The 12,039-nt window shown below is 66.8% G+C and carries 13 protein-coding genes; 6 read left to right on the forward strand and 7 right to left on the reverse strand.

Annotated features, from left to right (window positions below; genetic code table 11):
• Positions 1-109 precede the first annotated feature (109 nt).
• Together mbp1 and ACYQ8K_RS03455 are read left to right on the forward strand one after the other, a co-directional pair.
• Positions 110-346 (forward strand): microaggregate-binding protein 1, encoded by a 237-nt coding sequence (gene mbp1, locus ACYQ8K_RS03450; protein WP_459967041.1) that lies wholly within the window; start codon positions 110-112, stop codon positions 344-346.
• A 161-nt stretch (positions 347-507) separates the two neighbouring features.
• On the forward strand, positions 508-792 hold the full coding sequence (locus tag ACYQ8K_RS03455) for a DUF3349 domain-containing protein (RefSeq protein ID WP_459967042.1): 285 nt from the start codon (positions 508-510) through the stop codon (positions 790-792).
• A gap of 4 nt (positions 793-796) precedes the next feature.
• Here the strand turns inward: ACYQ8K_RS03455 and ACYQ8K_RS03460 are convergent, their stop codons facing one another.
• The 4 genes from ACYQ8K_RS03460 to ACYQ8K_RS03475 all read right to left on the reverse strand — a co-directional run bounded on the left by ACYQ8K_RS03460 (position 797) and on the right by ACYQ8K_RS03475 (position 4,073).
• Positions 797-1,561 carry an endonuclease/exonuclease/phosphatase family protein gene (locus tag ACYQ8K_RS03460; RefSeq protein WP_459967043.1) on the reverse strand — a complete coding sequence of 255 codons (765 nt, stop codon included), beginning with the start codon at positions 1,559-1,561 and terminating at the stop codon, positions 797-799.
• A gap of 120 nt (positions 1,562-1,681) precedes the next feature.
• Positions 1,682-2,455, reverse strand: coding sequence for a PIG-L deacetylase family protein (locus tag ACYQ8K_RS03465; RefSeq protein ID WP_459967044.1), 774 nt, complete (start codon positions 2,453-2,455; stop codon positions 1,682-1,684).
• Positions 2,452-3,405 (reverse strand): acyl-CoA dehydrogenase family protein, encoded by a 954-nt coding sequence (locus tag ACYQ8K_RS03470; RefSeq protein ID WP_459967045.1) that lies wholly within the window; start codon positions 3,403-3,405, stop codon positions 2,452-2,454. The genes ACYQ8K_RS03465 and ACYQ8K_RS03470 overlap by 4 nt, the downstream gene beginning before the upstream one ends.
• A complete protein-coding gene (locus ACYQ8K_RS03475; protein ID WP_459967047.1) occupies positions 3,402-4,073 on the reverse strand; it encodes a glycosyltransferase family 2 protein in 672 nt (223 codons plus the stop codon). Before ACYQ8K_RS03475 ends, ACYQ8K_RS03470 begins: the two co-directional genes overlap by 4 nt.
• A 91-nt stretch (positions 4,074-4,164) precedes the next feature.
• Between ACYQ8K_RS03475 and ACYQ8K_RS03480 the strand changes: the two genes are divergently transcribed.
• On the forward strand, positions 4,165-4,740 hold the full coding sequence (locus ACYQ8K_RS03480; RefSeq protein ID WP_459967048.1) for a nucleotidyltransferase family protein: 576 nt from the start codon (positions 4,165-4,167) through the stop codon (positions 4,738-4,740).
• On the opposite strand, the gene ACYQ8K_RS03485 is transcribed toward ACYQ8K_RS03480, so the two are convergent.
• Positions 4,737-4,994 (reverse strand): DUF7218 family protein, encoded by a 258-nt coding sequence (locus tag ACYQ8K_RS03485; protein WP_065030913.1) that lies wholly within the window; start codon positions 4,992-4,994, stop codon positions 4,737-4,739. The two genes, ACYQ8K_RS03480 and ACYQ8K_RS03485, sit on opposite strands and share 4 nt — an antisense overlap.
• Positions 4,995-5,065: 71 nt before the next feature.
• Positions 5,066-7,168 carry a catalase gene (locus tag ACYQ8K_RS03490; protein WP_459967050.1) on the reverse strand — a complete coding sequence of 701 codons (2,103 nt, stop codon included), beginning with the start codon at positions 7,166-7,168 and terminating at the stop codon, positions 5,066-5,068.
• A gap of 116 nt (positions 7,169-7,284) precedes the next feature.
• On the opposite strand from ACYQ8K_RS03490, the gene ACYQ8K_RS03495 reads away from it, so the two are divergent.
• Genes ACYQ8K_RS03495 through ACYQ8K_RS03505 form a run of 3 tightly spaced genes read left to right on the forward strand, consistent with a single transcriptional unit; the run spans position 7,285 to position 10,953 of the window.
• Positions 7,285-8,298, forward strand: a complete 1,014-nt coding sequence (locus ACYQ8K_RS03495) for a chemotaxis protein CheB (protein WP_459967052.1) — start codon at positions 7,285-7,287, stop codon at positions 8,296-8,298.
• The gene (locus tag ACYQ8K_RS03500; protein WP_459967053.1) at positions 8,295-9,056 is read left to right on the forward strand and encodes an STAS domain-containing protein; all 762 of its coding nucleotides are present in this window, start codon (positions 8,295-8,297) and stop codon (positions 9,054-9,056) included. The genes ACYQ8K_RS03495 and ACYQ8K_RS03500 overlap by 4 nt, the downstream gene beginning before the upstream one ends.
• Before the next feature lie 55 nt (positions 9,057-9,111).
• Positions 9,112-10,953, forward strand: a complete 1,842-nt coding sequence (locus tag ACYQ8K_RS03505) for a CheR family methyltransferase (RefSeq protein WP_459967054.1) — start codon at positions 9,112-9,114, stop codon at positions 10,951-10,953.
• Here the strand turns inward: ACYQ8K_RS03505 and ACYQ8K_RS03510 are convergent, their stop codons facing one another.
• A complete protein-coding gene (locus ACYQ8K_RS03510; RefSeq protein WP_459967055.1) occupies positions 10,954-11,850 on the reverse strand; it encodes a chemotaxis protein CheB in 897 nt (298 codons plus the stop codon).
• Positions 11,851-12,039: the final 189 nt, after the last annotated feature.

Below are 12,039 nucleotides of genomic sequence, written 5' to 3' on the forward strand. Positions count from 1 at the left end.
GATGTCCAGGCGCAACGCAGGCCCCGGTCGTTTGACGGACCGCCCGGTGGGAACGCCCTAGGTGCCATCGAGCGCAAGCTCAGTAACCACCGAGAGGGAGGTCGAACCCATGGGGGATGACAAGAGCGGGCCGGAAGAGGCGGTCAAGGGCGCCGTCGAAGGCGTGAAGGGTAAAGCCAAAGAGGTCGGCGGGGCCGTGCTCGGGCGCGACGACCTGAGCAGAGAGGGCAAGGCACAGCAGGACAAAGCCGACGCCCAACGCGATGCGGGCAAGAAGGAAGCCGAAGCCGAGTCGGCGCGGGCCGGCGCTGACGCCGCCGAAGAGCGCCAGAAAAAGAACCAGTAGGCCACCCGCAAAGGGGCCCGGTCCGATCGTCGGGCCGGGCCCCTTTCGCACGTAGGGTGTTCCGACGGCGTTGACTTCGCCGATCGATGGTTTCAAGCCGCTCTACCGGGTAATCCCCGGCTTGAGTCGCCTTTCGGCATGGCGGATGAGCGAGGTGGGAGATGGGCCTGCGGGATCGGGTATTCAGCGTGGTCGCTTTTCTGCGGGCCGGCTATCCTAGGCGCGCACCCGAAGTGGGGTACGCACCGCTGCTGGCGCTGTTGCCGCGGCGCCTGTCCGACGACGAAATCATCGCCATCGCCAAGCGACTCCTCACGCCCCGCCGGCACGCCATCGACGAGGCCGACGTCGGTGTGGAGATCATCGGCGTCACCGACGAGATGCCCTCCACCGACGACATCGAGCGCGTTCTGGTCGCGGTGCAGGCGGGCCGTCACGAAGGCTGAACCCTCAGACCCGTTGCAGATCCACCACCAGCGGACGGTGGTCGGAGATGGTCATGAGATCGGATTGCGCGGGACCGCCGCGCAGCCGGTGATCGTCGGTCAGGATGTGGTCGAGCTGACGGTTGGGCAGGTCCGCGGGAAACGTCTGGGCGGCCGCCAGAGCGCGCATCCCCGACCAACGGCGCACGGTCTTCGGGGTCATGTTCAGGTCACCGGTCAACAACCGCGGACCCGGGAAGCCGCGCAAATCGTGAAGCAGTCGGCGCAACTGGCGCCGGTTCCAGCCCGGGACAAAGGACAGGTGCGTGTTGGCCACCGTGAGTCCGCCCAACGGTGTACGCAATTGCGCGATCACCGCCGCCCGTGGTTCCTCATCGACGACCATGACCCGGTTCGGCCCCGGCAAATACATCGGAAAACGCATCGGGATCCGGGGCAACCGCACCACCTGCCAACTGTCCACCGGATATCGGGACAGCAGCGCGATCCCGTATGCGGCTGTGCCGGGTTGCTCGCGGCCCGTCGCGGCCATCCATGTCGCCCCGGGCGTGCCCGAAATGGCCGCCACGAACCGGTGTTCCACCGCGCCCATGGCTTCGGCCGCCGCGGCGGTCAGGTCCGCGCGCTCGGAGCGGGGCTGATCGCAGTCGACCTCTTGCAAGCTGAGCACGTCCGCGTCAAGGCGTTGCACGCAGTCACGCAGCCGCTGAACGACGACGCCATCTCCGACGGTGCGCCCATGCAAGATGTTGAACGTCGCCACACGCATAGGATGTCGGCTACCCACTTTCCCCCTCGCGCAGTCACAGGGGGTTGTTCCCGCCGCAGGCTCACGGGGCTACGCGAGCCGAGCCGACAGGCATCCCGGGGGCGTCGCGCCCGGGTGCGGTCACCGAAATACGACCTCGCCCACCGCAAGCAACCGTGGTAGCACGAAGCCGGGCAGATTGGGCGCGGCTGTGTCGCCATCGCGCCCCAACTGGCTTCGGTAGCATTGCGCGGCACGGCGTTTGCGCTCCGTCGCCCAACTGGAAGTGGGCACCGCGTAGGCCCGGTCCCACGGGACGGCGTCGTCGGCCGGAAACGCCCAGTGCCACATCCACACCGGATATTCCAATAACGTCGACCCGGTAAGGGCGCAGGCGACCGAGGCCGCACGCCCCACGGCTTCGTGGTCGGGATGACCGTCTCCCCGCCACGTCGCGGCGCACCAGGTCGTCGGGCCGGCGTCGTCGAGGATTGCGGTCAGCATCTCGGTGAGCCTGTCAACGTGTCTTGTCAGTTCACCGGCGGACAGACCCAGCCGCAGCGGGGGAGGGATGTTCAAAATATTTGTCGCTCTGCGTAATTCGTAGCGACGAATGGTCTCGATGCGAAGCCGTTCCGATGCCGACGCGCCGGGCCGGGCGGCGCCGCCATCGCTGGCGCAGACAACGCGAACGGGAACTCCGGCGGCGGCCAATTGGGTGATCATCGCACCCACGCCAAGGGTTTCGTCATCGGGCTGAGCGGCCAGCACGATCAACTGCTCGCACTCCGTTAAATCCAGTGTCGGCAGCGGGCGCTCCTCGAAGCTGGCCAGCCACAACGGCGCTGGCGTACCGCCGTGAGTCAGCGGCTTGGCCGCAAACCGCGCGCAGTTGCCCGCAGCCGCCGTTTTCATGGCACTCGCATCCCCTGATGACCCGCCAGCCGCCCGAGTTCGGCAAGATCCCGCTCGGCGTGGCTCTGCCGGATGTAGATGCTCAGGTCGGCCACCCGCTGCGCGTGCCGGCCATCCTGGCACAGCGGCCCGGGCCCCAACGCGCGCCCGGTGCGGGTGATGGCCTCGTCGACCGCGTGTTCCACCACCGTGCGAGCCCGGCGGGCAAGAAGCTGCGCCATGCCCGCCCGGTCGAACGGATCATCGTCGATCTGACTCGCGGCCGCGGCCAGGATCGCGTCACTGGCCGCCAGTGCGGCGTCCACCGCGCCAAGGTGCGCGAGCGAGTATGCATCGGCCGACTGGCTTGCGGCGCAACGGTATAGCGGGTCGGCGACCCGCCGCGCGCCGCCCAACCAGCAGGCGGCCACCCCGATGGCGCCGTGCCAGAACCCGGGCCGATTCAGATAGGCGTCGGGGTCGCCCACCGCCACGGCTTGAGCATTGGTGAACTGGACGGGCCTGGTATCACTGCCCGCCATCCCGGCGTTCCACCACGTGCTGGGCAATGCCTTGACGCTTGGATCGGTCGCGGCGACCGCGAACAGGCCGCGCCTTCCGTCGTCGAGCCGCGCGGTCACCAACGCGTGGGTGCAAAACCCGGCGCCCGCACACCACACCTTGGTGCCGTTCAGCGTGAACGCGCCATCGCTATCGGCCGCCGTCAATGTGGCGTCGGGCGCTTCGGCCGCCCAGACACCCCACAGCTGACCCGGTTCTGGTGGCTTACCACCCAATTCGTTGAGTATCGCGACCGCATCGACATGGGCTTCGGCGATCCGGGCCGCCACGATGTTCTCCTCGGCCAGCCGCGCCAAACGCTGCCAGCGTTCCGCCGTACGCCCCGATGCCGGGAAGGGCAACTCCAGTCGTCCGGACTCCAGCCAGTGCTCAACCAAACCCGCTGTCACGCGCAATCACCCGCCGCCGTTCTCCCCAATTGCGTGAGGTAGTCGGCGAATCCATAAGGGTCCCGGGCCTGGATCCGCTTCGATGTGATCACCGACAGGTCGGTGTCTCGATGTATGTGGTGGCCAGCCGCTTCGAACCGCTCGACCAGGTCGGCCTTTTCGCCGGTTGCCAAGCTGCGAAAGCCACCGACGGCCCAATATGCGCGCGCACTGAATCCCATGTCGCCATCGACGACCTCGTGTCGGCTTTCCCGGGCATGGGCGCCGGCTTCGTAGCAGCGCATGACGCCGACGACCATGTCCGCGCTGGACCGCAACTGATCCAGCAGCCATCGCGGGTCCACCCGGCTGCCGGCATCGACGGTGGCAAACCACGTTTTGGCGTCGTCCCCCAACAGCGATCGGGCGTAACCGAGGCCGACCGCACGGGCGGTCCCGACGTTGTGCACGTCCACGCTCACGAAGTGCACGTCGGGCCCGTACTCGCCGGCCAGCTCGTCGCTGCCGTCCTCGCAGCCGTCCAGCACCACCACGATCGTGACCGGAACCGGAGCGCACAGGGCGGCGGTCAGCACCGCGCGCAGGCAGGCCGGCAGCTTTGCCCGCTCGTTGTGGGCGGGGATCACTACGGCGGCAGCGGAATAGGCGCATGGCACGGCGGTTGACATAACCCCAAGATTTCCCAACTCGCCACAAGTTAAACGACTCTGCCGCCGCCCCAGGTTGCTTCCACCGCAGGCCGGGTATGACGTATGCACCATGGCCGCCACCGACGCCCATCCCGACGCACCCGGTTGCGTCACGCGGTTGCGCGATGCGCTGCGCGGGGCGGCGTCGGCGCTCAAGGAGAACGGACCGCGTTTCGCCCTGGCCGGCAGCTACGCGTTATGGGCGTACGGGGCACCGGAGCCCAGTCATGACGTGGACCTGGTGGTGGCGGAGTCCGATGTGGAAGCGGCCGTGGCGACCCTGGCCGGCGCCGGGTTCGTCATCGAGCGCCCGCCGGAGGACTGGCTGTTCAAGGCCCGGATCGCCGACACGCTGGTCGATGTCCTGCACCGGCTCAACGGGATACCGGTCGATGCCGGCACCCTGGACCACGCTGAACGGCACGACGTGCTGGCCATCGGCATGCCGGTGCTGCCGCCGACCATGGTCCTCGTCCAGCAGCTGCGAGCGTTGAACGAGCACTACTGCGACTTCGCCAAGTTGCTGCCGGCCGTGCGAGCGGTGCGCGAACGGCTCGACTGGCAGAGCATCAAGACACTGACCGCCGACAACGATTATGCGGTCGCGTTCCTGGTCCTGACCGAACGGCTCGGCCTCACCGGCTAGTGATTGCGCAGCTTGGCCACCAGCTTGTCTTTGGTCAGGCTTGAATAGCCCGACATGCCAAGCTCTTTGGCGCGCTTCTTGAGTTCCGGCACCGTCCAGTCCTGGTACGAGCCGGACTTGCCGCCCCTGCGGGCGACCTTCGACTTACCCTGTCCGGCGGCCGCATTCGAAATCCGCGCGGCCTTTTCCTTGGAGTCGCCCTTCTTGCGCAAATCCTGGTACAACTTCTCGTTCTTGATCGACGAACGCGGCATGATTCCTCCTGTCCACGATGAGACGGCCTAACTCTCCGAGTGCCCGCCCCGGCCGCATAAAAAACCACGTCCTAGGCGGGAACCGGGTCCGTGCGCCGCTCCCAGCACCGATGCCGGGCCAGGGCGGCGGCGAATTCCTCGACGAAGCGGTCCGGCAGCTCATCGGCCGCGGCCTTGGTGGTGATGACGGATTGATCGTTGAGTACGTCGGTGTCCTCGGCCAGGCGGTTGGTGATTCCGGCGGTGCGCAGCAGGTCGACGCCCGCGCCGTAGGCGCCGATCGGCTTCAAATGCTTGTAGGCTTCCGTCACGAAATGCACGGCGTAGCCGTCATTGGACAAGGTCGATACAGACCGGGGCCCGCACGCCACCACGACGGCGTCGTACAGCACCGACGCCATCGACGTGAACGACCGGTTGACCGGTAGCTCGCCGCCGGATCCGCCCTCCAATGTGCCGCCCGCAACCGGGGCCAGCACCTCGACCATCGCGCCGCGTTCGCCCATCTGCTCGATGAAGCGCCGGGTGCCTACCACGTCGACCCCGTCGGCGGCCAGGACGGCGATCTTGCGTGAGGCGATGGTGTCGCTGACTCCGATCTGGGATAGTGCCGGCGACGCGACCACGTGGTCGTCGACCGGCTGCTCCGGCGGCTCGGGCAGCCCCAGCTTGGCCGCCACCTGGGCGGCCAGCCCGCCGTCGACCCGGGCGAGTTGTTCCACAACGGCCGAACGGATCTCGGGCATTTCGACCTTGCCGAGCTCGAAGGCGAACGCGGCGACGATGTGTTCGGCTTCCACCGGCGACATGCTCTGCCAGAACATTCGCGCCTGACTGTAGTGGTTCTCAAAGGACTTGGCGCGCTTGCGCATTGCCGCTCCGTCGAGCCGCTGCGTGTAGTGCCGAAACACGTTCTCGTCGGCCAGTGCGGGGCAGCCACCGCCGATGCTGTTCTTGAAGTAACTGGAGCGGCCCTGCGGGATCGCGTGCTGCCCGTAGCCGTCGTGCTGGTTGGTCCGGACCTCGGCCACCGGCCGGTTGATCGGCAGCTGAGCGAAGTTGGGGCCGCCCAGGCGGATCAGCTGTGTGTCGAGATAGGAGAAGTTGCGGAACTGCAGCAGCGGATCGTTCGTGAAATCGATGCCCGGCACCACGTTGGCGGTGTGGAATGCCACCTGCTCGGTCTCGGCGAAGAAGTTGTCCGGGTTGCGGTTGAGCACCATCTTGCCCACCGGCCGGACCGGAACCTGTTCCTCGGGAATGATTTTCGTCGCGTCGAGCAGGTCGAAATCGAACTTGAACTCGTCGGCCTCCGCGACGAGCTGCACGCCGAGCTCCCACTCCGGATACTGGCCCCCCTCGATCGCCTCCCACAGATCGCGCCGGTTGTAGTCGGGATCCTTGCCGGCGATCTTTTGGCATTCGTCCCAGATCAGCGAGTGCACACCGAGCCGCGGCTTCCAGTGGAATTTCACGAAAGTGCCTTCCCCGCCGGCATTCACCAGCCGGAAGGTATGCACGCCGAAGCCCTGCATCATACGGTAGCTGCGCGGCAACGCCCGGTCCGACATCAGCCACATGATGGTGTGCAGGGTCTCGGGCTGCAGCGACACGAAGTCCCACAACGTGTCGTGCGCCGACTGCGCCTGCGGAATCTCGTTGTGCGGCTCGGGTTTCACCGCGTGCACGAAGTCGGGGAACTTGATGCCGTCCTGGATGAAGAACACCGGGAAGTTGTTACCCACCAGGTCGTAATTGCCTTGTTCGGTGTAGAACTTGGTGGCAAAGCCGCGCACATCGCGGACCGTGTCGGCAGATCCACGCGACCCGGCCACAGTCGAGAACCGGACGAACACCGGTGTCTGAACGCCCGGAGTCGTGAGAAATGTCGCCGCGGTGTAATCGGCCAGCCAATCGTCGTATGGCTCGAAGTAACCGTAGGCGCCGGCCCCGCGTGCGTGCACCACGCGCTCCGGAATGCGCTCGTGGTCGAAGTGGGTGATCTTCTCTCGGGCGTGGAAGTCCTCCAGCAGCGTCGGGCCCCGCTCTCCAACGGTCAGCGAATCGTCGGTGTGATCGACGCGAACACCCTGCTGCGTGGTCAGGTATCCGGTGTCGCGTCGAAACCGGGCGGGCTCCAGATCGCGCTGCTTCGGATTCTGGTCGGTGGCCATGACTCATCTCCTTCCAACGGGGAGGGGAGTACCACCGTGCAACCGGGGCAAACGGCACGAACGAGGCCCTATTCACCACGAGGAGGGTTGCCTACCATCTATAGGGGTAGTCGAAAGTGGTGATTGAGACGGCTGAAGTCGACGCCCTGCAAGGTGTGGTAGCAATTGGTGCGTCGGCAGGCGGTGTCGAGGCGCTGTCGAATCTCGCCGCCGGGTTGTCGGCGGACGTACCCTATGCCTACTTGATGGTGCTCCATGTGCCCGCGGGAGCCCCAAGTATTTTGGCCCGCATCATCGATCGCAGTGGACCGTTGCCCGCGACCGCCGCCGAACATGGCGCGGCCCTCGAACCCGGCCAGATCTACGTCGGTGTCCCCGACCGCCACCTGCTGGTCGCCGATCGTCACGTGCTGCTGTCACAGGGGCCGACCGAGAACGGGCACCGGCCCGCCATCAATGCATTGTTCCGTTCGGTGGCCTTGGCTTTCGGACCGCGCGCGATCGGCGTGCTGCTGTCCGGTGTGCTCGACGATGGTGTGCTGGGAATGGGCGCCATCCGTTCGCGTGGCGGCACGACCGTCGGACAGTTACCCGAGGACGCGTTGTTCCCGGCGATGCCGACCAACGCCGTGCAGGCCGGCGTGGTGGATCGGCAGGCCGCGGTCGCCGACATCGGTGCGGTCCTCAAAGAGCTGTCGCAGCGAGAGATAGAGGATTCTGACATGGAGCGCGACTCCGCGATGGAGCTCGAGAACCGCATCGCCATGATGTCGCGGTTCTCCACCGATTTCGACACCGAGAAACTGGGGGCCCCGTCGGGCTATACCTGTCCGGACTGCAACGGTTCGCTGGTTTCCATCAGCAAGGGAAACTTCCGCTGCCAGGTCGGGCATGCCTGGACGGCCGAGGCGCTGCTCGGCGCGCGGGACACCGAGCTCGAGGGGGCGATGTGGATCGCGGTGCGCAGCCTGCAGGAAAAAGCCAGGCTGGCCCGTGACATGGCGGGCAAAGCGGGAACGGGGCTACTGTCCCGGCGCTACGCGGCGATCGCGGAGGAGGCCGAGCGCGCGCTGGCCCTGCTCAGCGACCGGCTGTCGACCACCGCTTCGCACGAGGGTGAAGCCGGATGACCGAGGAGCCGAATGCCGCCGTCCGTATCCGCGCGGAATCGCATGAGGACACGCCTGTCCTGGTGGTGGAGGGCGACCTCGACAGCTCGACCTACCGGACCGTTCGCGACGCCGTCATCAAGGCGGCGATCGACGAGCCGCAGGCGGTGATCGTCGACATCAACGCTTTGCGGGCGTCGACCAGCTCGGCCTGGGCGGTGTTCACCAGCGCCCGCTGGCACGTCAGCGTCTGGCCCGACGTGCCGATCCTGCTGGTGTGCGCCGACCTGCGGGCGCACCGGGAGATGACCAAGGCCGGCGTCACCCGTTATGTACCAATACATTCCACCCTCGGACTCGCGCTGGATGCCGTGCGGGGCCAGTCGCTGCAGGTTCGGCGGCGGGCGCGCACCGAGCTGGCGCGCAGCATCAGCAGCGTCGATACCGCCCGCAGTGTGATCGCCGACTGGCTGACCCAATGGGACGTTCCTGAAGCGATCCCGGCCGCGGCCACGGTGGCGACCGTCTTCGTCGAGAACGTCCTCGACCATACGGAGAGCGCGCCGGCGCTGATTGTCGAGAGCCACCAAGACACCGTCACCGTCGCGGTGGAGGACGGCAGCTTCCACCTGCCGGGCCGGCACGAGGACGCCGACCGCGGGGCCGACATCGTCTCCGGACTGGCGATCGTGTCTGCGCTGTGCCGCGTGTGGGGGGCCACCCCCACGTCGTCCGGCAAAACGGTGTGGGGATCGGTCGGGCGGGAAAACCAGCTCTGACGCCGCGAGTAGTGTTCAAGTCCTTCGGTGAACCCTTAATCCGGACGGGACTTGCATGGAATCCACGACCGACGAGGCCTTCGAGGCTCTGTTGCGCTACATGCGCGATTCCCGCGGGTTCGACTTCACGGGTTACAAGCGCACGTCACTGATGCGCCGCGTCCGGCACCGGATGGACCAGGCGGGCTATACCGCGTTCGACGAGTACCTCGACTTTCTGCAGGCCAGCTCGGACGAATTCACCGCGCTCTTCAACACCATCCTGATCAACGTCACGTCGTTCTTTCGCGACCCGGACGCATGGGAGTTCGTCAGTACCGAGGTCATTCCTCGGCTGCTGGCCGAGCGGGGTCCCAACGACCCGATCCGGGTGTGGAGCGCGGGCTGCGCCTCGGGCCAAGAGGCATACACCCTGGCCATGCTGCTGGCCGAGGCGTTGGGACCCGACGGGTTCCGGCAGCGGGTCAAGATCTACGCCACCGACGTCGACGAGGATGCGCTCACCGAGGCGCGCATCGCCTCCTACGATGCCAAGGCGGTCGAGTCCGTACCGGCGGATCTGTTGGGCCGCTACTTCGAACAGGTCAATGGCCGCTATGTCTTTCACAAGGACCTGCGGCGCGCGGTGATCTTCGGCCGCAACGACCTGGTCAAGGACGCGCCCATCTCGCGCGTCGATCTGCTGGTGTGCCGCAACAGCTTGATGTACCTGAACGCCGAGACACAGCGAAATGTGTTGGGGCGTCTGCATTTTGCACTCGCGCCGCAGGGCACGCTATTCCTCGGCCACGCCGAGATGCTGCTTAGTCACGGCGACCGGTTCGCCCCGCTGAACCTGAAACACCGAATCTTCCGCAAGGCGGCCGGAACGCACGGCGGCGCGGATCGCTACGACCCGAACGCCGGGTTCTACGAACGCAATGTGGACCTGTCGGGGTTGACGACAGTGCGCGATCTGGCCTTCCGCGCCAGCCCGGTGGCCCAGATCGTGGTCACCGGCGAGGACACCGTCGCGATGATCAACCAGCAGGCGGAGACCATCTTCGGACTCTCGGCCCGCGACATCGGCCGGCTGCTGCGCGACCTCGAGGTGTCCTACCGCCCGGTGGAGCTGCGCGCCTACCTGGAGCAGGCCAAGGTCGAGCGCCGCTCCGCGCGAATCCAGGACGTCAAATGGCAGCGGCCGGGCGCCGAAACGGTGTGGTTCGAAATCCACGTCAACCCGCTCGTCGACGCCGAGAACGGCTTGCTCGGGGTGTCGATCGTGTTCTTCGACGTCACCGCGACCCGCGCGCTGCTGGACAAGGTCGTCCAAACCAACCGCCAGCTCGAGGCGGCCTACGAGGAGCTGCAGTCCACCAACGAGGAGCTCGAGACCACGAACGAGGAGCTGCAGTCCACCGTCGAGGAGCTCGAGACCACGAACGAGGAGCTGCAGTCCACCAACGAGGAACTCGAGACGATGAACGAGGAGCTGCAGTCCACCAACGACGAGCTGCACACCATCAACGACATGCTGCGCGAGCGCAGCCTGGAACTCGACGAAGCAAAGCTCTTCCAGGATTCGCTGATCGACTCTGTTCGGATGGGCATGGTGGTGGTCGACCGGGAGATGAAGGTGATCCTGTGGAACCGCGGCTGTGAAGAGCTCTGGGGGCTGCGGGCCGACGAGACGATCGGGACGGGGCTGACCAATCTGGACATCGGCCTGCCGCTCGACGCGGTGCGGCCCCTGATCGGCAACGCTTTCGTTGACCCGGACAGCTCCGGTGAAGCGGTAGTGGAGGCGGTCAACAGGCGTGGCCGCCCCGCGACGGTGCGCATCACCTGCACGTCGTTCCGGTCCAGCGAGGGGACGGTCGGCGGGGCGCTGCTGCTGATGGAGGTTGTGGGCTAGTCACCCGCGATGTCGCGGTGTGACGTAGCGCGTCGAGGCTTCCTCGGCGGCCTGATGAGCCAGTTGCGCACGGCAACGCGACTCCTCGGCCCTGCGCCGTGCCACGGCAACCGTCTCCTGTGTGGCGCCGAATCCCACCGTGAGCTCCTTGCGGCGGCGTTCCAGCTCCGTCGCGCGCAGCCGGGCCAGCTCACCCCGCGCCGCCGCGGTGTTCGTGCTGAACCTCGGGGGCAGCCGCTCGAGAATGCCATGCGTGGTGGCGGTGGTAGCGGATCGGTCCACGGCAGGTTGTATCGGCGGTTCTCGTCGCGGGGGTAGCGCCGCCCCTCCGACAACGGCAGTGAGGACGCCGGCGATTTCTGCGACGTCCAACACGAAATCGGCACCGGCGCGCGCGGCGGCGATCGGCATCGACGGGTACTGTGCGGTCTCCGGGCTTTGGGCGATGACGATGGCGCCGGCCCGCTTCATCGCGACGGTGCCCGCCGCGCCGTCATGTCCGGAACCCGACAGCACCACCGCGACGCTGCGCGGGCCGTACGACCCGGCGATTGATGCCAGCAGCGAGTCGAACACCAGCGCCTGATGGCTCTGCGCATCGCGCAGGCGACAGCGCCCTTCCGAGGTCAGTTCCAGCAGCACGCCCGGTGGACAGACGACGACCTGCCCGGGTCGCAAGAGCAGCCCATCCTGCGCCCAGCTGATCGCACGTCCCGTCTGCCTGCGCAGGATTGTGGTCAGCAGGCTGTCGTGACCGCCCAGGTGTTGCTGCACGACGACGGCCGCGGGAAAGTCGGAAGCCAGACCCCGCAATACGGTCGTCAGAGCTTCCAACCCTCCTGCCGATGCCAGCAGGACCACCAGCTGAACGCCCCGGCCATGCCCGTCAGTCGTCACCTCTTAAGTCTCCACCTTGTCGTCCCGCCGCCAAAGTCCTGCGGTGGACGATCCCGCGTCGGCGCATTCCAGCAGCTCACCGGGGTTGGACAGGCGATTCTCGGCCAGCCTGCAAAGTGGCCGTCCGGCCCGTTTCGCGAACATCGGGCGGGGTATGCAACCTGGTGTTGGCGGATGGACGATGGCGCG

The sequence above is a fragment of the Mycobacterium sp. MUNTM1 genome (assembly GCF_054660795.1).